Source organism: Micromonospora sp. NPDC004704 (genome assembly GCF_053601675.1).
In genome coordinates this window covers 110,494-134,215 of record NZ_JBSGCD010000003.1, presented here as the reverse complement: position 1 = coordinate 134,215, position 23,722 = coordinate 110,494, and the positions used below count along the sequence as shown (strand labels likewise).

The 23,722-nt window shown below is 69.2% G+C and carries 16 protein-coding genes and 1 pseudogene; 9 read left to right on the top strand and 8 right to left on the bottom strand.

The annotated features are described in order from the left end of the window. Window positions 1-8 precede the first annotated feature (8 nt). The 4 genes from ACWEFB_RS04890 (at window position 9) to ACWEFB_RS04875 (ending at window position 2,541) form a co-directional block, all read left to right on the top strand. Window positions 9-329 carry an ArsR/SmtB family transcription factor gene (locus ACWEFB_RS04890; protein ID WP_326556325.1) on the top strand — a complete coding sequence of 107 codons (321 nt, stop codon included), beginning with the start codon at window positions 9-11 and terminating at the stop codon, window positions 327-329. A gap of 28 nt (window positions 330-357) precedes the next feature. Further along, window positions 358-768 carry a Fur family transcriptional regulator gene (locus ACWEFB_RS04885; protein WP_452282304.1) on the top strand — a complete coding sequence of 137 codons (411 nt, stop codon included), beginning with the start codon at window positions 358-360 and terminating at the stop codon, window positions 766-768. A gap of 119 nt (window positions 769-887) precedes the next feature. Further along, window positions 888-1,877, top strand: a complete 990-nt coding sequence (locus ACWEFB_RS04880) for a hypothetical protein (RefSeq protein ID WP_326556323.1) — start codon at window positions 888-890, stop codon at window positions 1,875-1,877. 58 nt (window positions 1,878-1,935) lie between these two features. Next, the gene (locus ACWEFB_RS04875) at window positions 1,936-2,541 is read left to right on the top strand and encodes a hypothetical protein (protein WP_452282302.1); all 606 of its coding nucleotides are present in this window, start codon (window positions 1,936-1,938) and stop codon (window positions 2,539-2,541) included. 212 nt (window positions 2,542-2,753) lie between these two features. On the opposite strand, the pseudogene ACWEFB_RS04870 reads toward ACWEFB_RS04875, so the two are convergent. The 3 genes and pseudogenes from ACWEFB_RS04870 to ACWEFB_RS04860 form a co-directional block, all read right to left on the bottom strand. Continuing rightward, window positions 2,754-4,751 (bottom strand): annotated as a pseudogene (locus tag ACWEFB_RS04870) (acyl-CoA dehydrogenase family protein); the annotation flags it as partial. A 160-nt stretch (window positions 4,752-4,911) separates the two neighbouring features. Then, entirely contained in the window at window positions 4,912-5,220 is a 309-nt protein-coding gene (locus ACWEFB_RS04865; RefSeq protein WP_326556321.1) for a MerR family transcriptional regulator, read from the bottom strand. 631 nt (window positions 5,221-5,851) lie between these two features. Then, on the bottom strand, window positions 5,852-6,367 hold the full coding sequence (locus ACWEFB_RS04860; protein WP_452282300.1) for a DUF6328 family protein: 516 nt from the start codon (window positions 6,365-6,367) through the stop codon (window positions 5,852-5,854). 292 nt (window positions 6,368-6,659) lie between these two features. On the opposite strand from ACWEFB_RS04860, the gene ACWEFB_RS04855 reads away from it, so the two are divergent. From ACWEFB_RS04855 to ACWEFB_RS04845, 3 genes are all read left to right on the top strand, one after another. After that, window positions 6,660-7,445, top strand: a complete 786-nt coding sequence (locus ACWEFB_RS04855; RefSeq protein ID WP_452282298.1) for a helix-turn-helix domain-containing protein — start codon at window positions 6,660-6,662, stop codon at window positions 7,443-7,445. Continuing rightward, window positions 7,436-7,624, top strand: a complete 189-nt coding sequence (locus ACWEFB_RS04850; RefSeq protein ID WP_452282296.1) for a DUF397 domain-containing protein — start codon at window positions 7,436-7,438, stop codon at window positions 7,622-7,624. The genes ACWEFB_RS04855 and ACWEFB_RS04850 overlap by 10 nt, the downstream gene beginning before the upstream one ends. 85 nt (window positions 7,625-7,709) lie before the next feature. Beyond that, the gene (locus ACWEFB_RS04845) at window positions 7,710-8,819 is read left to right on the top strand and encodes a serine/threonine protein phosphatase (RefSeq protein WP_452282294.1); all 1,110 of its coding nucleotides are present in this window, start codon (window positions 7,710-7,712) and stop codon (window positions 8,817-8,819) included. Window positions 8,820-8,871: 52 nt separating this feature from the next. Here ACWEFB_RS04845 and ACWEFB_RS04840 read toward each other — a convergent pair whose 3' ends face one another. Genes ACWEFB_RS04840 through ACWEFB_RS04830 form a run of 3 tightly spaced genes read right to left on the bottom strand, consistent with a single transcriptional unit; the run spans window position 8,872 to window position 13,264 of the window. Then, window positions 8,872-9,909 (bottom strand): CU044_5270 family protein, encoded by a 1,038-nt coding sequence (locus ACWEFB_RS04840; protein ID WP_452282292.1) that lies wholly within the window; start codon window positions 9,907-9,909, stop codon window positions 8,872-8,874. Window positions 9,910-9,920: 11 nt separating this feature from the next. Beyond that, window positions 9,921-10,463, bottom strand: a complete 543-nt coding sequence (locus ACWEFB_RS04835; RefSeq protein WP_452282290.1) for an RNA polymerase sigma factor — start codon at window positions 10,461-10,463, stop codon at window positions 9,921-9,923. Window positions 10,464-10,522: 59 nt separating this feature from the next. Next, window positions 10,523-13,264: a BTAD domain-containing putative transcriptional regulator gene (locus ACWEFB_RS04830; RefSeq protein ID WP_452282776.1), complete on the bottom strand. Its 2,742-nt coding sequence runs from the start codon at window positions 13,262-13,264 to the stop codon at window positions 10,523-10,525. A 133-nt stretch (window positions 13,265-13,397) separates the two neighbouring features. Here ACWEFB_RS04830 and ACWEFB_RS04825 point away from each other — a divergent pair, with 133 nt between their 5' ends. Further along, complete coding sequence (locus ACWEFB_RS04825; RefSeq protein WP_452282288.1) at window positions 13,398-14,825, top strand: trypsin-like serine protease; 1,428 nt, start codon at window positions 13,398-13,400, stop codon at window positions 14,823-14,825. Between the two features lie 269 nt (window positions 14,826-15,094). Continuing rightward, window positions 15,095-16,291: a chitosanase gene (locus ACWEFB_RS04820; RefSeq protein WP_452282286.1), complete on the top strand. Its 1,197-nt coding sequence runs from the start codon at window positions 15,095-15,097 to the stop codon at window positions 16,289-16,291. A gap of 128 nt (window positions 16,292-16,419) precedes the next feature. Here ACWEFB_RS04820 and ACWEFB_RS04815 read toward each other — a convergent pair whose 3' ends face one another. After that, the gene (locus tag ACWEFB_RS04815) at window positions 16,420-17,127 is read right to left on the bottom strand and encodes an SMI1/KNR4 family protein (protein WP_452282284.1); all 708 of its coding nucleotides are present in this window, start codon (window positions 17,125-17,127) and stop codon (window positions 16,420-16,422) included. Between the two features lie 17 nt (window positions 17,128-17,144). Beyond that, window positions 17,145-23,666 (bottom strand): polymorphic toxin-type HINT domain-containing protein, encoded by a 6,522-nt coding sequence (locus tag ACWEFB_RS04810; protein ID WP_452282282.1) that lies wholly within the window; start codon window positions 23,664-23,666, stop codon window positions 17,145-17,147. Window positions 23,667-23,722: the final 56 nt, after the last annotated feature.

Below are 23,722 nucleotides of genomic sequence, written 5' to 3'. Positions count from 1 at the left end.
GTTACGGGGTGACGAGCGGAAGCGGATACGAAGTGTACGAGAGCGCGGGTGAACTGCTGCGCGCGTTGTCCGCCCCGATCCGGGTCGCGATCGTCACGGAGCTGGCCGACGGGGAGCGCTGCGTGCACGAGCTGGTGGAGAAGCTCGGCGCGGCCCAGCCACTGGTCTCCCAGCACCTGCGGGTGCTGCGCGGGGCGGGTGTGGTGCGCGGCTCACGCCGTGGCCGGGAGATCGCGTACGCCCTGGTCGACGAGCACATCGCGCACATCGTCGCGGACGCGGTCAGCCACGCGGGCGAGGCGGCACCGGCCCGCCTGACCGCGAGCTGAGCGACCTGCCGGCGAGCTGGAGGGGATCATGGTGGACGCGGAGGCGGAGACCGGCGCTGCCGTACGCAACACCCGGCAGCGCAGCGCGGTGAGCGCCCTGCTGGCCGAGGTGGCGGGCTTCCACAGCGCCCAGGACCTGCACGGGATGCTGCGCGACCGGGGCGAACGGGTCGGTCTGACCACCGTCTACCGGACGTTGCAGGGGCTCGCCGACGCCGGTGAGATCGACGTGATGCGCCCGGCCGGTGGCGAGCACCTCTACCGGCGGTGCAGCGACGGGCACCACCACCACCTGGTCTGCCGGGGCTGTGGCCGTACGGTCGAGATCGAGGGGCCGGCGGTGGAGAACTGGGCGGACCGGGTCGCCGCCAAACACGGGTACGCCGACGTCAGCCACACCCTGGAGATCTTCGGCACCTGCCCGGACTGCGTCGCCTGAGTCCATTCACGGCTACGAATCTGAGCACTCTCGGAGTAGCCGCTGCGACGATCCCGATTCGATACTCGGTCGGCATGTTTGCCGTCGCCCGGGCACGGCTGCGAATCGGGAGGACCGCCATGAGTCAGACCCGCGATCCGGATCTCGTCCACATCCCCTCCACCGCAGTTCCCGACTCCGCCCCCACCTCGACCCTCGTCAATGGGTATTTTCCCCGTCGACGAGGGCTCATCATCCTGCTCAGCGTGCTCGGCGGTTTCCTGCTGACCGTGGTCTGGTCCGCGGAGTTCGTCGACTCGACCATCGGCGACAACGTCGCCAACACGCTGCTGGGCCACGACGCCAAGGAGACCCCGATCGCCGGCATCGCCGCCGGTATCGCGTTCGCCTTCGTGTCCGGGCTGGCCGGTACGTTCACCGCCTGCAACATCGCCGCGTTCGGGGCGGTGGCACCGCTGCTCGGCGGTACCGGGGGCCGGTGGCAGCGGCTCGGCCAGACGTTGAAGCCACTGGGCTGGCTGGCCATCGGCATGTTCGCCGTCTCCATCCCGTACGGCGTTGTCGTCGGACTCGTCGGCACCGACATGCCGCAGTTCTCGACCGCACCGAATCCGGTCGGTGAACTGTCACCGCGCAGCATCCAGTCGATGGTGGTGTTCGGGCTGGTCGGACTCGCGATGACCTACCTCGGGTTGGCGGCTCTCGGAGTCGTACGCGACCCGTTCGCCCGGATCGCCCGGCGCTTTCCGAACGCACCGATGGTGTTCATGGGAGTGCTGATCGGCGCCTTCCTGATCGGACGCCCGTTCCCGCTGTTCCGGCAGATGTTCCGGGACGCGGCCGAGAGCGGCAACCCCCTGTACGGCGCCGCCGCCTTCACCCTCCAGTCGCTGGGCAACGTCGTGGTGATGGCGGTCCTGTTCCTGATCCTCACGTACGTGGTCGGCGGGCGGTTGCAACGGTGGATCGCCGTCAACCCGCGCCGGATCACCGTGGTCACGGCGGTCGCACTGCTGGTGGCCGGGGTCTTCACCTTCCTCTACTGGGACGTACGGCTGCTCGACCGGCGGGAGATCATCCCCTGGTACCCCACCGCCCCCTGGGCGTAGCGCAGGTGCGTCCGTCGGGACCTCGTGCACTCCGCCCGAACGTGGCACCCTGGCCGGCGTGAAGATTTACGCTGACCGTTTTCCCAAAGCCGCCCGGCAGGTTTTCACCGATCTCCTCGTGATCGCCTGGGTGTACCTGTCGATCCGGTTCTCGATGTGGCTCCACGACCTGATCCAGAAGCTCGCTGTTCCGGGCCAGAAGCTGGAGGGCGCCGGCACCGACCTGGCCCGGAACTTCAGCGAGACGAGCGACAAGATCGGTCGTACGCCACTGGTCGGCGACGACCTGACCGGCCCGTTCGACCGGGCGGCCGACGCCGCCCGGTCGCTCGCCGAAGCCGGTCACAACCAGCAGGAACAGGTCGCCGACCTGGCTCTCACGCTGGCCCTGCTCGCCCTCGTCTTCCCGCTCGCCCTGGTGCTGCTCGGCTGGTTGCCGCTGCGGCTGCGGTGGATCCGCCGGGCCAACGCGGCGACCTCGTTGCGCAACGCACCGGCCGGACGGGACCTGCTGGCGCTGCGGGCGCTGACCAACCAGCCGCTGCGCCAGCTCACGAAGATCGATCCGGACGTGGCCGAGGCGTGGCGACGCGGCGACGAATCCACCGTCGATGCGCTGGCCGCCCTGGAACTCAGGCGCCTCGGCCTGCGTGTCGGTCGATAGAGTCGACAACTGTGCGTATCCTGCTGGGCCTACTGAGCGTCCTTCTGCTGCTCTACGCGGCTGCCCTGCTCTGGGCCGCCCAGCGGGGTCGGGGCATCCCCCGGTTCGCCTACCTGCTCCTGATCCCGCTCAACCTGGCCGTGGTCGCCCTGGTCATCCTGATCGTCTGGTAGCAGTTCCCCGGTCCCCGGCTGGGTCGTCGTGGACGGGTCCGGTGGGATGCGGCGGCGTACGTCCGGCACGGTCGACGGGCCCGGCTCCCAGGCGGCGACCCAGTCCCGCTCGGCGGCCGGGGTGATCACACCGTCCTCGACGAACGCGTACCGGCCGGTGAGGATCCGCTTGGCCGCCGCCACGTCGACCGAGTCGGTGTTCTCCCAGAGCGTGTGGAACAGGATCTCGGCCCTGGACCGGGCCTGACGGCAGAACAGGTCGGCCAGTTCGACGCCCTCGGGGCGCTGCTCGGATTCGGCGCGGGCCCGGACGGCGACCGCCGCCATCGCGAACAGTTCCGCGCCGATGTCCACGATCCGGCCGAGGAACGCCTGCTTGCGTTCGAGTTTGCCCTGCCAGCGGGACATCGCGTAGAAGGTCGACCGGGCCAGCTTCCGGGAGGACCGCTCGACGTAACGCAGGTGCTGGGCCAACGGGCCGAACTCGGCGTACGAGGTGGGTTGCTGACCGCGACCGACGGTGAGCGTCGGCAGCCACCTCGCGTAGAAGGCGCCGGCGGTGGCTGCGGCGCGGGCCTTGCGGCCGAGTCCGGCGTCGGGATCGATGATGTCTCCGGCGACGGCGAGGTGGGCGTCGACCGCCTCGCGGGCGATCAGCAGGTGCATGATCTCGGTGGAGCCCTCGAAGATCCGGTTGATCCGCAGGTCGCGCAGGAGCTGTTCGACACCGGCGGCGCGTTCACCTCGGGCGGCGATCGAGTCCGCGGTCTCGTAACCCCGCCCGCCCCGGATCTGGACCAGTTCGTCGCCGATCTGCCAGGCGATCTCGCTGGCGTAGAGCTTGACCAGGGCCGCTTCGATCCGGATGTCGTTACGGTTGTCGTCGGCGAGCAGGCAGCAGAGGTCGAGCATCGTCTCCAGGCCGTACGTGCTGGCGGCGATGAAGGAGAGTTTCTTCGCCACCGCCTCGTGCTGCCCGACCGGGCGCCCCCACTGGATCCGCTCGGCGGACCATTCGCGGGCCACGTTGAGTGACCACTTGGCGGCACCGACACACATCGCGGGCAGCGACAGCCGTCCGGTATTGAGCGTGGTCAGGGCGATCTTCAGCCCCTTGCCCTCAGCGCCGATGACGTTCTCGTTCGGCACGAAGACGTCGTGGAACCGGGTAACGCTGTTCTCCAGCCCGCGCAGGCCGAGGAACTCGTTGCGCCGTTCCACGGTGATGCCCGGCGAGTCGCCCTCGACCACGAACGCGGTGATCCCGCCACGCCGACCCTCGGCGGCCGGAACCCGGGCCATCACCACGAGCAGGGTGGCGACGGTGCCGTTGGTGGCCCAGAGCTTGACCCCGTTGAGCCGGTACCCGGTGCCGTCCTCGGTGGGTTCGGCGGTGGTGCCGACCCGGGCCGGGTCGGAGCCGACGTCGGGCTCGGTGAGCAGGAACGCGGACACCTCACCGGCGGCGAGCCGGGGCAGGAAACGCTGCTTCTGCTCGTCGGAACCGAACATCTTCAACGGCTGCGGCACACCGATCGACTGGTGGGCGGAGAGCAGCGCCCCGATCGCCGGGCTGGCCGACCCGGCGAGGGTCAGGGCCCGGCAGTAGTGCAGGTTCGACAGCCCGAGGCCGCCGTACTCCTCGTCGATTTTCATCCCGAAGGCGCCGAGCCGGGCCAGCCCGTGGAACACCTCGTCCGGGATCTTCGCGTCGCGTTCGATCCGGGCGCCGTCGACCTCGGTGCGCACGTAGGTGTCGAGCCGGGCGAGGAACTCCTCGGCCTTGCCGGCGCGGTCCGGGTCGGTTCGCGGCCACGGGTCGATCAGGTCGAGCCGGAACCGGCCGAGGAAGAGTTCCTTGCCGAAGCTCGGTTTGCCCCAGTCGGTCTGCCGGGCCGCCTCGGCGACCTGGCGGGCCTCCTTTTCGGAGACCTGACCGGCCTCCTTGGGCAGTGGTCCGGCTCCGTCCTTCGAACTGGTCGGCCCCGGTTCGTCGGCGCCGTCCGCCATCGGCCGGTCGTTCTGCGTGGTGGTCATGGCAACCCCCTAGGCGAGGTACGGTGCAAGCCCGCGTTGCCCTGCACGGACAACGCTACTGCGCTCTGTTACCCAGCGGTAGGTTCGTGCACTCCCCAGGATTTCCGGCAACGAACGGCACCTGTGCCGGTACGCCGAACGGTCGGCGTACCGGGATCGGTCACTCGCGTCCGCGCAGTTCCTCGTTGATCCGCAGCGCTTCCTCGAGTTGGTCTTCGAGGATGATGATCCGGCAGGCCGCGTCGAGTGCGGTGCCCTGGTCGACCAGTTCCCGCGCCCGCGCGGCGAGGCGCAACTGGTAGCGAGAGTATCGGCGGTGGCCGCCGGCCGAGCGTTGGGGTTCGATCAGTTTCGCCTCGTCCAGGCTGCGCAGGAATCCCGGGGTGATCCCGAGCATCTCGGCGGCCCGGCCCATGGTGTAGGCGGGGTAGTGCTCGTCGTCGAACGTCGTGTTCGGGTCTTGACCCATTGCACCTCCGCGTCACGAGGGCCCCGGTGCCGAAGCACCGGGGCCCAGGGTCTTGGGTTGAACACCATTTACCGACGCTGACGCCGGTCTCTCGTGTGCGCACCGGCCGTCTGAAGCGGCTGGCGGTGCGAGGATCGCATAATCGTGACCGGAGACCACCTTTCGTTCCGATGGGACTACGGTGTCCGTCCGACGCACAAGAGCGTCGCCGACGGGCGATCCAACGGTGTCTTTCCCTCCCCTTTCCTCTGATTCCTCTACTTACCTTGCTGTTCCTACTAACCGTTACTTCCACTTACCTTGCTACCACTACTTACTACCTACCTTGCTACTACTGCGGTGTCTGTCGCTGCCGGAGCCCCTAGCAAACACCTGGCCCCATGCACTTCCGACGACACTCGATCAAGCCGGAGCCCTGTTCAGGTGCCTGGCCCCAACTTCTTCCTGCCGGTCGCGTCCTCGCGTGCCGGTCAGTCCGTCCGCGTCTTTGTTGATCGTGCTCTCTCGACACCAGGAACGTTACCCTGCCCGGCGAGGAATATCTACCCCAACCGCGATAGTTTTTTTAGTGAATCTGACTCAACTCTTCGGCATCGGCCGGTGACGCTCCGAAACCGTGTCGCCGCCCCGGTCAGCTCCCCGGCAGCACCCGCGGACTGTCGTCCTCCGCTGCGTCCTCGTCCTCGTCCTCGTCCTCGCCCCACTTGCGACGCAGGTACGGCAGCCCGGCCCAGAAGACCAGGAACCAGAGCGCGGTCAACCCGCTCAACACGAACGCGATCGGGCGGGGCAGGACGAAGTCGGTGATCAGCAGTACCGAGCTGACCATCGCGATCAGCATGAAGCCCAGCCCACCGGTGGCCATGCTGTGCGCGAAGAGCACCAGCTCGGGCTTGCGACCCTGGCGGAACAACGCCCGGTGGAACGCAACCGGCGAGATGATCAGCGCGGTCGCGGCGGCGGCGGCGAGCAGCGCCACCACGTACACGTCCTTCTGGAACTGGCTCGTGTCCGGGAAGCCGTTGCTGAACGGGAGCGTGAGCAGGAACGCGAACAGGATCTGCACGCCGGTCTGTGCGACCCTCAACTCCTGGAGCAGATCGGCGAAGTTGCGCTGCCAGCGCTGCTTCTCGGTCTCCTTGGACACCCTCGGGCCACCTCTCGTTCATGTTTCGGTTGCGGCCAGGTTTGCCCGGCGGGAGTTTGCACCAAACATGACCAGGACTCACAGACGAGCAGGCAACCGGCCCCCGCCCACTTCGTACCGATTCCACAACCACGCCACACATTGCCACCGCGCTGCCACCGTCCTGCCCCAACAAAGGACTTCCTTGTCGACTACCGGGCAGTCGGTCACCCGTTCGGGCCGCAGCCCACTACGGTCGTCCCCCATACCGGCGGCAATCACGGGAGGCGATATGACGACCGACACCCCGACCATGGATCTGATCCGATTCCAGCTACGGCGGCTGCGTACCTCCGCCGGACTGAACCAGGAGGAGTTCGGCAAGAAAATCAACTTTTCGGCCTCGTCGATCAGCGCGGTGGAGGTGGGCACCCGACCGCTGGACGTGCCGTTCCTGAAGCGGGTGGACGAGGTATTACAAACCAGCGGCCTACTGGTCCAGCTTTTGAAGATCGCCCTGCGCGAAGGTGAGCCGACCTGGTTCCGCCCCTGGCGGGAGGCCGAGCAGGAGGCGAAACTCTTCCGCACGTTCGAGCCGAACCTGGTGCCGGGCCTGCTCCAGACCGAGGCGTACGCCCGCGCCGTCATCCTCTCCGGTCGCCCGCTCAAGCAGGCGGAGGTGGACCGCCGGGTCACGGCGCGACTGGAACGGCAGTGCGTCATCACCCGCGAGGACCCGGCGCAACTCATCGCCGTGCTGGACCAGGCGACCCTGCACCGGCGGGTCGGCGACCCCACGGTGATGGCCGAGCAACTCGACCACCTGGTCACTGTGGCCGAACTACCGCAGGTCGACCTCCACGTGGTGCCGTACGAGGTCGGCGTACACGTCGGCCTGAACGGCCCGTTCCTGCTCGCCGGCTTCGAGGACGGCGGGGGCTGGGTGGCCTACCTGGACAACCAACTTCGCGGCCAGGTCGTCAGCCATCACGGGGACGTTGCGACTCTCCAGGAGACATGGGAGCGTATTCGGAGCGAGGCACTGCCCCACCGGCAGTCCATCAACCTGATCAAGGAAGTGGCCCAGACATGGAACTGACCGGCGCCACCTGGCGCACGTCCACCCGCTCGTCCAACGGTGGCAACACCTGCGTCGAGGTGGCCGACAACCTGCGCGGCATCGTCGGCGTACGCGACAGCAAGGACCGCCAGGGCCCCGTCCTCACCTTCGACCCCACGGCATGGCAGGCGTTCGTCACCACGGCCAAGGGCCGCTGACCGCACTCGTCTCCCCCGCTCGCAGGGCTGGCCCCGGTGAATTCGCCGGCCATTATCTATCGATCCGACTCCATAGACTTCCGGCATGTCCCACTCCGCCCGGCTGCGCAGATATTCAATCGTCTCCACCGCCCTGGCACTGCTCGGTGACCGGCAACTCGGCGCGCTGGTGGACGACGCGCCGCCGATCGTCGCCGGTATCGGAGGCTCGGCCGTGGCACTGGAGGTCGAGGGCGTACCGGTCTTCGCGAAGCGCGTACCCCTGACCGACCTGGAACGGCAGCCCGGCAACCTCAGGTCCACCGCGAACATGTTCCAACTTCCCACCGCGAACCAGTACGGCGTCGGTGGCCCGAGCTTCGGCGTCTGGCGTGAACTGGCCGCGAACGTCATGACGACGAACTGGGTGCTCAGCGGGCAGAGCGGGAGCTTCCCGCTGATGTACCACTGGCGCGTACTGCCGGGGGTGTTGCCGACGCCGGAGGAACACCTCGACGTGGAGGCGACGGTCGCGTACTGGGGCGGTTCGTCGGCCGTACGGGAACGGCTGCTGGCGACGGCCAGGTCCACCGCCACCGTGGTGCTGTTCCTCGAACCTCTGCCGCAGACGCTGGACGCCTGGCTGACCGAACAGGTCGCCCTCGGCAGCGACGCGATCGAGGCGGCCTGCGTGATGGTGGAACGGAACCTGATCGCCGACGTCGCCTTCATGAACGGCAACGGGTTGGCGCACTTCGACCCGCACTTTCGCAACATCCTCACCGACGGCCGGCGGCTCTACCTCGCCGATTTCGGCCTGGCGACCTCACCCCGGTTCGACCTGTCCCCCGCCGAGCGGGACTTCCTCGCCACGAACGCGAGCCACGACGCCGCGTACGCGGTGACGACGCTGGTCAACTGGCTGGTCACCACCCTGGTCGGCCCGACCGTCGAGGGCCGGTTCACCGCCGCCGAACGCAACGAACTGATCCGCCGGTACGCCGAAGGCGAGCCCCCCGCAAACCTCCCCCCGACCGCCGCCGCGATCATCCACCGCCACGCCCCAGTCACCGCCGTCCTGAACGACTTCTACTGGCACCTCCACGGCACCGCCCGCACCACCCCCTACCCCGCCCACGAGATCGACCGCACCCGCCCCGTCCCCCACCCCCACCCCGTTGATCTTGCAGTTGTGGCGCCCAGGATGCCGGATTGACCGCTTTTATGAGGCACCACAACTGCAAGATCGCCGAGGAGGGGGTGCGGGGTCAGCCGGGGGTGTTGGTACGGCCGGTGTCGAGGAGGGTTGTGTAGCTGGTGATCTGGATCGGGTCCAGCAGCACGAGTTCGTGGGCGGTGAGTTCTCCGGTCCTCCTGTTGAAGATCAGGAGGTGCTGCTGGTCGTGTACGCGGTCGTCGAAGGTGATGGCCAGTCCCGGCCGTCCGACCCGGTCGGTCACCTCACCCCGCCACAGGAAACCGGGTACGTCGGCCAGCACCCGCAGGATCTCCGCCCGGATCCGGCGCGGGACGACGTAGCGCCCGTACACGGTCATGGTCTCCTTGCTCACGGCGCCGGCGCCGTGCTCGACCTTGAGCAGGTCCGACAGGCCCGCGCGGTCCGCCGGCAGCGGCGGGATCTCGATCGGCGGCAGCGAGTCGGCACCGCCGGCCTCCGGGAACTTCTTGTTCGGCTGCGGCGGGTTGCGGGTCCAGTAGTCGCGGGACGCCTCGTCCGGGAACTCCGGGTCGAGTTCGGTCCGGATCTGCTTTCCCGACCCGTCTGCCGCCTGCCAGATTTTGAGCTCGCTGACCATCCCCATCACATAGGGACCCTTCCCCATCAGCGGATCACCCCACGACTTCGAGGAGTGGTAGGCGTACCTGCCGGTGCTGTTCTCGTACGGCGCGTCTTCGAGGCGTCCGGCGAGGGCGCGCAGTTCGGCGGCGGCCGGGGTGGTGCTCTCGGCGAACTGGTACGCGATCGGCACCAGCACCCGGCTCCCCGGAGCCGTCGCGCTCCCCGGGCCGGCCTCCCCGGGCCGGTCGACGATGTTCGGCACCTGCACGATTCGGTCGTCGGAGGTGTAGACGACGGTTCCGGCGGCGGCCAGCGCGACCACGGCGCCCGCCGACAGGACAAGCCGGCGGGTCGGGCGGGTGGCCCGACGGTCACCGACCGGTGCGGGCGCGGCCTCGGCGAGGACGATCAGGTCGTGCGCCGAGAGCCGGGGCGGCGCGACGGTGCCGGGCCGGACCGGGTCGGCCGGTCCGAGCAGGGTACGGGTTTGCTGTTCTCCGAACATGACGGTTCCTCTCAGGACCGGGCCGGCGCCGGCTGTGGCGCGGGCCGGGCCTTCCGGGCGGTTATCGCGGCGGTCAGTCGCTTCCGGGCGCGGTGCAACCGCACCGCAGCGGTCGTACGGGTGCACCCGAGGACCTGGGCGGCCTCGGACACGGTCAGTTCCTCCCAGCCGACCAGGCGGAGGATCTCCTGGTCGAGGTCGGTGAGGGTGCCGAGCGCGGCGCGGAGGTCGGTGACGGCGACGCTCGCCTCGGGTCCGGACGGGACCGGTTGCCAGAGCCGTTCCTCGTCGACGATCGGCAGTACGTCCGGCGCGGCCCGCCGGGCCCGCCAGTGGTTCGCCAGCAGTCGCCGGGCCACCCCGTACAGCCAGGGCAGGGTGCGGGCCGGCACCTCGGCGCGGCGCCGCCAGGCGATCACGAAGACCTCCTGGGCGAGTTCGGCCGACGCCTCCGGGTCGCCGAGCCGCCGCTGCCCGTAGCTGACGATGTGGGCGTAGTGGTCGGTGTAGATCCCGGTGAACCAGCTCTCGTCGCGTCTGTGCGGTGGACCCATCCGAACTCCCAACTCGTCGGCGACCTTCACCCTGTCCTGTGTCGCCGCCGTCGGGATGATTACCGGTGGATGGCCGTACCGGTCAGCCGGTCGAGTTTTGCCCCCAGGCCGCTGGCGTCGGCGCGCCCCAACCCGGTCAGCAGGTCCAGCGCCCGCCGCCAACTCACCCCCGCCGCCACCGGGTCACCGGCGGCCAACTGCGCGTCACCCAGGTGTTCCAGCGTCGGCGCGAGATTGTTACGGTCGTCGAGCTCCTGGTGGATGGCCACCGCCGTCCCGTACGCGGCCACCGCCGCGTCCGGTTCCTCGCGCTGCTGGTGGATGTAGCCGAGGCTGTGCCAGGTGAACGCCTCCCCGGTGACGTCACGCGCCTCGCGCAGCAGGGTCAACGCCGCACGACACTGCACCAGCCCAGCCTCGTACCGGCCCAGTCTCGCCTGGTAGTAGCCCATGGCGCAGAGCGCCCGGCCCTGCCCGGCGAGATGCCCGGCCAACCGGTAGTGCCGGTACACCGCGTCGGCGTGCTCCAGTGCCCCGGCGAAGTCGCCGGTCGCCTCCCGTTGGTTGGTGACCAGATAGTGGCTGCTGGCGAGCCCGTAGTGGTCGGCGAGGTCGCCGTAGTGGCGCAGTGCCTGCCGTACGTTCTGCTCGGCCGAGTCGTGGCAGCCGTACCGGAACTGCGCGGCGGCCAACTGGTAGTGGGCGTTCGCCTGCCCGACCGGGTCACCGGCGCGGGCCGCGGCCCGTACCGCTGTCCGCTGGCAGTCCACCCACTCCCGAACCATCCCCTGCCGTCGGTGGTAGGTGAACAGGGTCCAGGCGAGTTGCCAGGCGTGGGTGTCGTAGCCGTCGCGTTCGGCCCGTGCGACCGCCGCCTCGACCACCGCATGTTCGGCCTGCATCCAGCTCATGGCCGTGTCGAGGCTGGCCGGCGCCGGTCCGGCCGGGGTCGGCGACACCGGTGCGACGGTGATCAGCTTCCGGTTCGGTTCGAGCCGGGCGGCGGCCCGCAGGGCGTGGTACAGGCAGTGGTCAAGCAGGCGCACGGTGGCGTACGCCCGCTCGGTGTCGTCGAGCAGTTCGGCGGCGTACGCCTTGAGTAGGTCGTGGAAGACCCAGCGCTGCGGTGCGCAGGCGATCATCAGCAGTTGGGCCCGGGTCAGCTCCCGCAGCAGGTGCTGTGCGTCGGTCAGGCCGACCCCGGCCATGCTCGCCGCCAGCGCCAGCGAGATGTCCGGCCCGACGTGCGCCCCGAGCAACCGGAACATCCGGGCGGCCGGCGCACCGAGTCCCCGGTACGACCAGGAGAAGGTGGCCCGCAGGTCGGTGCCCGGATCGGCGGCGAAGGAGTCGAGCACGGTCTCGGCGTACATGTCGTCGGCGAGCGCGGCGAGCGGCAGGTCGGGTTGTACGGCGGCGCGGGCTGCCGCTATCGCCAGCGCCAACGGCAGCCGGGCACACCGTTGCACGATCCGCCCGACCGCCTCGGGTTGGGCGGCGACCCGCTCGCCCAGGCGTACCGCCAGCAGGTCGCGCGCCTCCTGCTGGTCCAGCGGCTCCAGCGGTACGGGATGGGCACCGATCTTCGCGATCAGCCCGGTGAGCTGATCGCGGCTGGTGATGATGACGAAGCAGTCGGGTGCACCGGGCAGCAGCAGTCGTACCTGTTCGACATCGCGCACGTTGTCGAGCAGCACCAGCATCCGCTTGTTCGCCAGCAGGCTCCGGTAGAGCCCCACCTGGGACTGCGGTTCGACCGGGATGCGCTGCGCCGGTACGCCCAACGTCTCCAGCAGGATCCGCAGCGCGGTCGACGACTGCACCACGGCCTGGTCCGTTTCGAAGCCGCGCAGGTTGAGGTAGAGCTGCCCGTCCGGGAAGCGTGCCCGCGACTCCCGGCCCCAGTGCACGGCAAGTGCGGTCTTGCCCACCCCCGCCATGCCGATGAGGATCGCCACCCCGGCGCGGGTGTCGGCGAGCGCGTCGAGCCGGGCGAGGGGGCGGTGCCGTCCGACGAAGCCGGTGACCGCCGCGGGCAACTGCGCCGGTACGGTGGCCGGTTCGGCGAACACCCGGTCCGCCGGTGGTGCCGGCGCCGGTTCGCTCACCAGCAGCCGGTGCAGTTCCAGCATTTCGGTACCGGGGTCGATGCCGAGTTCGTCGGCGAGCCGGCTGCGGTACGCGACGTACCGCTCCAGCGCCTGGGCGGTACGCCCGACCAGGTGCAGTGCCCGGATGAGTGTTGCCACCAGTGGTTCGACCAGCGGGTGCTCGTCGACGAGCGCGGTCAGTGGACGCAGGGTCGGCTGCGGGTTGTTCCGATCCAGCTCGGCCTGTGCCCACGCGGCGACGGCCTCCAGGTGGCGCTGCCGCCACTGCTCACGGGTGCGCCCGGCCCAGTCGCCGGGCAGCCCGGCCAGCGGCTCGCCGCGCCACAACTCCAGCGCGCGGCGCAGTGTGTCGGCACGTTCGGGTTCGTCGGGTCCTCCGTGCCCGGATCCGACCGGTGTCGATCCCGCCCGCTCGACCAGGCGGCTGAACAGGTGCAGGTCGACCCGGTCCGGGTCGATGTCGAGCAGGTAGCCGCCGGCGACCCGGCTCACCGGCGCGGACTTCCTGATCCTGGCAATGTGGGTGTACAACGTCTGCCGGGCCCGGGCCGGTGGGTCCTCGCCCCAGACCCGGTCGACCAGGACGTCCCAGGGCACCAGCCGGCCGGCGTCGACGGCGAGCGCGGCCAGCACCAGGCGTTGCTGCGGTCGGATCGAACCATCGGCACTGCCGAGCAGACGAACATTCACGTCGTTCAAGATTTGCACCCTGCGTGACCCTCACCTGCTTGTCAAGATTCTGTTCAACTCCCGACCCACTGGCGCTCCGCATGCTGTCACCAACGGCGGTCCGATGTGGACCCGCCCCACGGGAGGAATCTGTATGAGGGTACGAATGCGGCCGGCGATGGCCCGAGCCCTGGTGCTCGGACTGCTTGCGTCCGGCGTGGTGCTAGCCCTGCCCGGGGTGGCCAGCGCCGACACGGAGGTGACCGAGGACGCCGCCGCCACCGATACCGCGGTGGCGGTCTTCACCGCCGACCTGGGCGACGGGCTGACCGAGCTGTCGGCCCGGGACGCGGCCGCGCTGGAGACGGCGGAGGCCCGTGCCGAGGCCGATCCGACCGACCTCGCGCCGCCCTACTACGACGCGCTGACCGGTCGGGTGGCCGCCCCGGTGCTCACCACGGCGAGTCCGACGAAGGTGGCCTACGCCGCCGGCAGCATCGCGGTCCCGTCGGTCGATCCGGACGAGCAGGGCGTGGACGAGAGTGTGCCGGGCGAGTCGTCGGTCAAGGAGACCGATGCCGTGGCGCCGCTGTCCGCACCGCGTGCGGCCGACGTACCGGCCTTCCCGGTGCTCTACTACCCCGCGACCCCGCGGGTGACGTACAGCCTCGCCCAGCTCGCCGCGGCGCGCGACGAGGTGTTGTCCGCCGGCCTGGCCGGTTCCGAGCACATGTACTCCGCCTACATCGACGCACCCGGAAACCGGGTGGTGGTCGAGGCATCCGGCGTCACCCAGGGCATGCGTCTGGCCCTGGCCGTGCGGTACGGAACGCGGATGGTGGCGCTGCGGCTCACTCCCGGCGAGAACGCGGGCGAGATCCAGGCCCGGCACAACGACACCAGCCCGTTCTACGGTGGCGCGCGGATGGGCCCGGACGGCTGCACGATCGGGTTCTCCTGGACCCACGAGGGCCAGCGCTATTTCATCACCGCGGGGCACTGCACCAGCCTCAACCAGAACGTCTACATGAACGGGTACTCGTCCGCGGTCGGCAAGGTGATCGACGACAACTGGGCGAACGCCAGCGGCTCGACGAAGATCAACGGCGCGTCGTACTACAGCGGGGACCTGTCGCTGGTCAAGATGAACAGCGGCTACTCGACCTTCCCGCGGGTGTACACCGGCGGCCCGACCTCCAGCACGAGTCGCGTCGTGGGCGGGATCTCGTCGCGGGCCCCGAAGACCGGGGACCACTACTGCACCGGCGGCAGCACCAAGGGCACCATCTGCAACTGGAAGGTGACCTCGGTCAACGTGACGGTCAAGTACAGCGACGGGACCGTCGCCCGCAACATGACCAAGGGCACCAAGCACGGCCACTGCACCGCGCCCGGTGACTCCGGCGGCCCGATCTTCACCATCAACTCCGCCGGGAAGATCATCGCCAAGGGCATCCACAGCGGCGGCGGTGGCGGCGGCAGCGACCACTACACCGGCGCCCTGGAGTCACCCTGCCGCGAGTACTTCACCGACATCCGGCTGGCCGAGAAGATCCTGCCGGGAATCATCAAGCGGTACTGAGACCCACTGAACCGCGTGGCGCCCACCCCGCCCCGGAACGCTGCCCCGGTCATCGACCGGGGCAGCGTTCGTTCCGGGACCGCCGGGCCCGGCGCGTACGGGATACCGGGACCGGGTACGAGTATTAAGTCCAGCTTTGGTGGGTTGACCCGGATCGACGGGAGTGGTTCCCTACGAGATGTAAACAGTCTTAACAGTTTTCTTGGGGAGATCAGGTGAAAAGTCCACGTAGAACGGCCGGTTTCGCCGCTGCCACGGTAGCGACGGCGGTGACGGCCACGCTGCCGCTGGTCTGGGGCAACTCCGCCAGCGCGGCCGAGACCGTGCTCTCCCAGGGTCGCCCGACCACCAGTTCCTCGACGGAAACCTCGACGCTCGGCCCGGCGAACGCGGTCGACGGGTCCACCGGCACCCGGTGGGCCAGCGCCGGGGGCGTCGACCCGCAGTGGCTCCGCGTGGACCTCGGCGGCACCCGTACGATCACGCACGTCAAGCTGGACTGGGAGGCCGCGTACGGCAGCGCGTACCAGATCCAGACCTCGGCCGACGGGACGACCTGGACCACCATCTACTCCACGAGCAGCGGCAACGGCGGGGTGGACGACCTGACCGGGCTCACCGGCACCGGGCGTTACCTCCGGATGTACGGCACCAGCCGGGGCACCCCGTACGGCTACTCGCTCTGGGAACTGACCGTCTACGGCGCCGGCTCCGGCGGCGGTACGCCCACCCCCACCCCCAGCACGCCCGGTGGGGTGGACCTGACCGACCCCCACAAGAAGGACATCGCCATGCAACTGGTGTCCAGCGCGGAGAACTCCTCACTGGACTGGCGGGCGCAGTACCGCTACATCGAGGACATCCGGGACGGGCGCGGCTACACCGCCGGGATCATCGGTTTCTGCTCCGGCACCGGGGACATGCTCCAGGTGGTGCAGCGTTACACCAACCAGTCACCGAACAACGTGCTGGCCAAGTACCTGCCGGCGCTGCGCAACGTGAACGGGTCCGACTCCCACGCCGGGCTCGACCCCAACTTTCCCGCCGACTGGCGTACGGCCGCCCAGGATCCGGTGTTCCAGGCGGCGCAGGACGCCGAACGGGACGGGACCTACTTCAACCCGTCGGTGAACCAGGCCAAGCAGGACGGGCTGCGCGCCCTCGGGCAGTTCGCCTACTACGACGCCATCGTCATGCACGGCCCCGGCAACAGCGCGGTCAGCTTCGGCGGCATCCGCGCCGCCGCGATGCGGGTCGCCCGTACGCCGGCGCAGGGCGGCAGTGAGGTCGACTACCTCAACGCGTTCCTCGACGCACGGGTGGCCGCGATGAAGACCGAGGAGGCGCACAGCGACACCAGCCGCGTCGACACCGCGCAACGGGTCTTCCTGCGCAACGGCAACCTCGACCTGAACACGCCGCTGACCTGGCAGGTCTACGGGGACACGTTCACCATCAACAGCTAGCGCCCTGCTGCGCCACCAACGGGTGGGGGGTCGAGGCTTTCGCCTCGACCCCCCATCTGTAGCCGAACACCGACCGAGCCGGTAGTTCGTTCCCGGGACCACTCCGGCAAGGGGCGCCGTGGAGGTGCTCAGGCTTCCTCCGCGAATACGACACGCAATCTTTGCCGGCCGACGTCATCGACCCAGGGCTCCACGCCCACGACGGCGGCCTCGTCGGGTGCCGACACCACTGCCGTGTAGATGTCGCCCCCATAAATCATCGCCGTGTAACTCTCGATCTTCACCATGTTCGAAACATCCTCGTACCCGCCCAGCAGGAGGGAAGGAGTAAGGACAACATTCTCGTCAGGGGACACGCGGCCGAATTTGCCGACACAGGCCACCGCCACCGGATGGGAGGGACTCAGTGCATTCTGCACGATCTCCTGATCCAAGAAGTGTGCAAACGAGTCGAAGATGGGCCGCACACTCAAAAGATTCACATCGAGGAGGTAGACAACGTCTTCGTAGGAACTTCCGGTCCAACGCAGCGCGTACTGATCTCCGAACGCAGTCTCGCCGAACATGAGGAAGGAGGGATCCGCCTTTCCACCCCAGGCGAATCGCCAACCTTCCTCCTCGTTCCAGGACCGGAGATCCATGTGCGGGTCCGCACGGATCCCGAACACGCGGTTCATGCCGCTGTGAACCGTGAATCCGTTTGCGATGCGGAGAGCTGCCGCGTAAACGCTCGGCAGCTCTCCCAGGAGCGTCTCCGTTCGATCAGAATCGTCTAGAGCCTGTCCCACATCTGCAAGTTCCAACCCTCGCAGACGTCGGAGAACGTCTCCGCTCATCGCATCCCCTCACCGCATCACGTGATGTACACGCCGTCAACGAGGAAGCCTCGCAGAGTCTTCCCGATCCGGGAGCTGAGGCCACCGCCCGCGATGCTATTTGCCCTCGATGGGGAGGGCAACCACGACGGCGGATTCGCCATACCAGTCACTCCCGTGTCCGGCATGTGGCCCGGCACCCATCCCGCCGGATAGCTGCCGGGGTTGGTCCTCCGCTCCGCTTCGATGGCAGCGCGCATATCTGCCTGCAACAACCTGGTCGACTGCACGACCTGCGGGCCGTTCGCCTCCAGCCACCTATTCGAGCCTCGCGCGTAGTCGTGCAGGTTCTGCACCTCGTCCGGCGTCAGAGCGGGCTTACCCTTTTTCGTGGCCGTGCTCATGTTGTAGTACTCACCGCGGGTCGACAGCGGGCAGGACGGCCCACTCACGCCCACGTCGATGAGCCCTGGCGCGGACGGCAGGCCCCCGACGTTGTGCACAAGGACCGGCGTGTCGCCTGCGACCACATAGTACGTGTGGATGCCGTCGACGGTCAGGTTGTAGGTGACCTGCTCTGCCTGGTAGTGCCGGATCGCACCGACCTGCGCGTAGGTGCCCGCGGAGGTACGCAAGAGTTCCCCGGGCTGTAGATCTCCGGCCTCCACCCAGCGGCCCTGCGTCACCGACCAGAACGGATGGTGGTCGGTGGTGGTGAGCGCCTGCCCCTTGCCATCCTCGCCCTTGACGGTGACCTCGACATACGCCTTGTCGTCGTCGGTACGGATGGTGTGGGTCACCTGCCGTGCCTCGGTCCGGCCGGTCTCCGGGTCGGTGGCGAGCACGGTGTCGCCAGACCGCACCCGCTCGATCGGCACGCGACTGCCGTCCGCGAGCACGACGGGCGTGCCGGCGACGAAGCTGTCCTTGCAGTCCGGCTTCTTCTTCGTCGCGGCCTTGGCCTTCGCCGCCGCTGCCTTCGCCTTGGCCGCAGCGGCGGCGGCGGCCCGTCTGGCTGCCGTCTCAGCTGCGGCCTTGGCCGCTGCCGCCTTCGCCGCAGCCTCTGCCGCCGCTCTCGCCGCAGCCGCCTTCGCAGCCTGAGCCGCCTGCTCCGCGCCCTGGAGAATGGCACGGGCCCACTTGATTTCCTGGAAGAAGGTGACGACGGCCTTGCCGGCCCGGAAGATCGCTTCGGCGATCTTCTTCGCCTTGAAGATCTTGCCCCAGGGCAACGCGCCGATCACCATCGATACGCAGGCGCCCAGGTCACCCTTGATGCAGTTGAGAATGTCGTTGATCCCGAGGAACTCCATCAGGATCTGGCCACCGGCCTCCAGGACGATGTCCAACACACTCTTGCTCTGCAACTGCTGGGCCTTGGCCACGTCCTCCGGACTCGGCCCGGTCTCCCCCGCCCCGGTGGCAGCCGCTTCCGGGGTCGCCCCGGTCGGGTCGGTGTACGAGGTCGGGTTGTTGTCCCCGTACGTGTAGGCCGAGGTCGCCGCACCCCCCTGGGGCATTGGGTCGGCCGAGGAGAACCTCCCGGTCTCCGGGTTGTAGTTCCTGGCCCGCAGGTAGTAGTTGCCGTTGCCGGAACTGGAATCCTGGTAGGCCCCGGCGAACTGCATCGGGTTCTCCGGGGCGCTCGCCTGGGTGCCCGGCCCCTGCCCACCCGAGCCGCTGGGCGAGTGCTCCTGACCGCCCTGACCGGCCAGGGTCGGGCCGGCACGGGGGTTGCCGAACGGGTCGTAGTCGTAGCCGACCAGCGGCGTTCCGGTCGGCGAGAGCATGTTCGCCACACCACCGAGCGAGTCGTGGGTGTAGGAATGCACCCCGGCCGCCCCGTCCAGCAGTGCCAGCGGTTCGTCATCCGGGCCGTAGGCGAAGTCCCGCTTCTCGATCGTCTGGCCGGTGGAGTTGGTCACCGTGTCGACGGCGATCTGGGGCAGGGTGCCGTTGACGTCCCACGACCAGCGTTGCGTCTGTGCCTGCTCGCCGGGATCGGTGGTGGTGGTCAACCTCAACCCGGTGGCGTCGTACGCGAACGTCGCCACCCGGCCGTTGACCGTTGCCTTGGCCAGCGAGCTGTCGAGGTTGTACTCGAACCTGTCGGTGCCGGACCGGATCTGGTTGCCGTTCAGGTCGTACGCGTACTCGGTGGTCGTGACGTGCTTCGGCTCCCGGATCACCTGCTTGGTGAGCTGGTCGGCGGCGTCGTACTGGTAGGTGGTGGTGTCGTCACCGGCGTTCCCGGTGCGCTTCTGGCTGGTCCGGTTGCCGACCAGGTCGTACTCGTAGTCGATCCGCCCGACCGGCTTGGTCCTGCCGCCGCACGAATCGACCGCGTAACAGGCCGAGGTGAGCCGATCGACCTTGTCGTAGGCGTAGGCGACCGTCTCCGAGACGCCGCCCCGGGTGGTCACCACCTTCGTCGGGTTGCCCACCTCGTCCAGGTCGAGCTGGTAGGCCGAGATCGGGTCCTGGGGCAGCGCCACCGGCACCACCGGGGCCGAGGCGACGGACGGCGCACCGGCGCCGTACCGGTCGTGGGCGGTGACGGTGAAGGTGTACGCGACACCCGCGTCGAGCCCGTTGACGATCGCGCTGCTCGCGGTCGGGCCGACGGTGACCGACTTGCCGCCGGGCTGCGCGGTGACCGTGTAGCCGGCGACGTCGTCGTGCCCGTGCTCCTTCGACGGCTTCCACGAGACCACCGCCAGGCCGGCGCCCGGCTGTGCGGTCACGTCGGTCGGTGGCTTCGGCCGGTCGTCACCGGCGGCGGCACCGCCCGGTTCGGCGGCGGGCAGCGTGAACTGCTCGGGTGCCGGGGCGCGGGTGGTGCCGATGCTGGTCAGGCGACCGGCGTCGTCGTAGCCGCGCTGCTCGATCAGCCCGGTCGGCGTCGGCAGCGTGGTGCTGGTCCGGCGGCCGGCGACGTCGTAGCCGAACCGCCAGGTGGAGGCGACCGCGCCGGCCGAGCCACCGGAGGCGGTCAACGAGGTGATCCGGCTGTCCCCGTCGTAGTCGGCGGTGATCCGGGTGCCGTCCGGGTAGGCGCGCAGGGTGATGTTGCCCCGCACGTCGTAGTCGTAGTCGAACTCCTCCACCAGGTTGGTGGCGGGTTCGTTACGGGTCACCTTGTCGATCTGGTCCTCGTCGTCGTAGACGACGGTGCGTACGCCGGTCGGGTCGCCGTACTCGGTGGTCCGGTCCTTGGCGTCGTAGCCCCAGGTGTACCTGGGCCCCCCGCTGCCGAGCGCCCGCGTCTCCCGGCGGCCGACGATGTCGTAGGTGTCCACCGCGGTCCGGCGGGCCCGCTCCTGCGGTGACAGGCGCTCACGCTCTCCGAGGGTGATGGTGGAGACCGGGTTGCCCTCGGCGTCGTAACTGACCTCAGTGACCCGGCCGAGCGGGTCCGTGCTGCTGGTCGCCCGTCCGGCCTCGTCGTACTCTACCGAGGTCCGGTGGCCGTTCGGGTCCCGCACGGACGAGGGCAGGCCGTCCTCGTAGTAGTCGTAGACGGTGGACCGGTCGGCCGGCTCGCGCGGGTCGTACGGGCTGTCCGGGGTGTGCACCGTACGGGGAAGGTCGTCCTCCCGGTACGTGTAGTGCGTGGTGCGGTCCTTCGCGTCGGTGACCGAGACCAGCCGGTTGTTCGCGTCGTAGTGGTAGGACGTGACGTGGTCCAGCGGGTCGATGCTCTTGACCCGGTTACCGGCCAGGTCGTACTCGTGGTGGCTGGTGAACCGCTCCTTGTCCGCACCCTCGACGTTGCCGCGCGGCTCGGTCGCGGCGACGAGGAGACCGTCGCCGTCGTACTCCCAGGTGCTGATGCCACCGGTGGCGGCTATCTGCTTGATCTTGTTGCCGGCCTCGTCGTACTCGAATCGCGAGGTGTTCGTGCCCGCGTCCCGGATCGAGGTCTGGCGCCCGTTCCGGTCGTACTCCATCCGGGAGGTCCGGCCCAGGTTGTCGCTGACGGCGGTGACGTTGCCGGTGTTGTCCCGGTCGAACTGCGAGGTCTTGTTGTGCTCGTCGGTCCTGGTCCTGGTCCGGTCCAACTCGTCGACGCTGATGTCCCGGCTGACCGTACGGCCCCCCGGATACGGGCGCTCGACCCGGAGCGGGTTGTCGTTGGCGTCGTAGTGGTAGGTGGTGGTGAAGTCCGCCGGGTTCGCCCCGGGTACGTTGCCGCGCGGCGAGGTGACCTTGTTCAGCAACCCCTTCGCGTTGTACGCGTACGTGGTGACCAGGTCCGGCTCGTGCTTCATCTCCACCCGCGCCGAAGCGCGTCGCCCCGCGTCGGTGTAGGTGTACGAGGTGGTACGCCGGGAGTCGCTGACCGAGCGGAGCAGCCCGTTGTCGAAGTAGCGGTACTCGGTGCGCGCGTCGAGCTGGGTCGTCTGCGTCCTGGTCCGGCCAACCTCGTCGTAGCTGGTCCGCACCACCCCGCGCTTGCCCGGCTGGCGCACGACGGTGGGCCGGTCCTGGGCGTCGAACTCGTACCGGGTGGTGTAGTCGTCGCGGTCGGCGTGCCGGACCGTGCCGCGCGGATCGACGGACAGGATTCCCCGCCCGGTCCGGTCGTAGCCGACCTCGGAACGGCGCCCCTCCGGCGAGACAACCGCCTTGAGCAGGCCCGAGTTGTGGTCCCCCACCGGCAGGTTCTCGTACCGGGTCACCTTGCCGCGCGGGTCGGTCTGGCTGACCAGCAGACCACGCTCGTCGTACGCGTAGGTGATTTTGTTCTTCTCGGCGTCGACGCTCTCGACCAGCTCGTCGAACTCGTTGTACGTGTCCGTCCAGACGTTGCCGTTCGCGTCGGTGTGCTCGGTCGGGTTGTTCCGGGCGTCGTACTTCGTCTTCGTGCCGAAGTTGAGCGATCTCGGCGCGGTCTGCGAGATGCGGTTGCCGGCGTCGTCGAAGGTCGCCTCGTGCTGGCTGTGCTTGGCGTTGACCACCAGCGGGCGGTTGAGCGAGCCGTCGTAGCGGTGGTTCTCGGCGTCACCGTTGCCGCGCTGGGTGTAGACCAGCACGTTGCCCCGGTAGCCGTCGTAGACCTTCACCGCGTCCGGGTCGACGGTCAGCGCCTCCTGTTCCGCCGCCCTCCACTCGAAGGTGGTCGCCTTGCCGAGCGCGTCGGTCTGGCGCACCACCCGGTTGTCGGCGCCGTACTCGTTGCGCAGTTCGACGATCCGCTGCGGGTTCATGACCTCGGTCAGCAGCCCGTTGGCGCCGTAGGTGTACTTCCAGTGGTAACCGCGCGCGTCCTTCACCGCGGTCAGCACCGTGCCGGTGTAGTAGTACTGCGTCTGGCGGCCGTCCGGCAGCCGGATCTCCCGGATCAGGCCGGCGTCCACCTTGACCTTCACCTCGCGCCCGGAGGCGTCCGTGACGGTCACCCCGGTCGCGGTGTACGCGAGCCGCGTCCCCATGCCACGCGCGTTCGCGACCGAGACCAGCCGGCCCTGCGCGTCGAAGCGGTGGGTGATCTGCGAGGGTGTGACGAGTTCCCAGCCGTCCGCGATCCGGCGCAGGTTCGACCGGACGCCCGGCGGGCGCCGGTAGCTCTCGCCGTCGAGTCGGTAGAGCGCCTCGGCACCGTCCTCGGCCCGGACCACCACGCCGTCGGCCGACTCGGTGACGGTCATCCCGTAGGACCAGGCCCAGCCGGGACCGAACGGACCGCCGGCCGGGCTCGCCGAGGAGTAGGTACGGGACGAGGAGAACGGGATGCCGAACGAGGCCATGCCGAGGTCCGGCTCGACCCGGATGAACGCGCCGGTGGCGGTGTTCACGCCGATGCCGCGTACCGCCTGACCGGCGGCGGTCAGGCCGAGCGCGTTGCCACAGCCGCAGCCGGCGGCCTGACCGGCCGGGATGGCCGGCGGCTCGATGGTCGTACGCGGCTTCGCGTTGTCCGACGGCTCGGAGATGATTTCCCGGCCGTCGTCGAAGATCGCGGTGGCGGTGAGGTAGTAGTCCTTGGCCGGGTCGAGCACCCAGCCTTCCCTGGTGCCGAACGACCGGCAGTACTGGCGCTGCCCGGTGCACCGGGCCCGCTCCAGCTCGTCCTTGCCGAGCGTGGTCGACGCCTGTTCGGTACGGGACTCGGCGTCGTAGAGCGTCGCCTTCCAGGAGGTCCAGGGCTGTTCCTCGCCGGCCACGTCGAAGTAGGCGACGACCGAGGTCTCGCCGAGCGCGAAGCCGGACCGGAGCAGCAGGTTGTCGAAGACCTCGTCCTCGGCGGAGGCGCGGGCGACGCCGGGCTTGGGCACCCGGGCCCACTCGGCGGCCGAGAGCCGGTTCGGTTCGCCCTGCGCGGCGGTGCCCGGCGGCACCACGGGCGGGCGTTTGTCCGGCGGGAATTCCTTGTCGGGCCGGACCGAGTCGGGCAGCGGCCGGTCTACCGGACCGGGGCCGGGGCTGGCCGTCGGCACCGGCGCGACCTGGGCGCGGGCCACCTTCGCGGGCGGCGCCAAGGTGACGACCAGGGTCAGGATGCAGAGGAGCGCCAACCATCGGGCGCGCGGAATCCACAGCAGGGTACGACTGAACACGATCGGAGCCTCCCCGTGAAAGCCATGCCCGATGGTTCAGATCACCAGGCATTTAC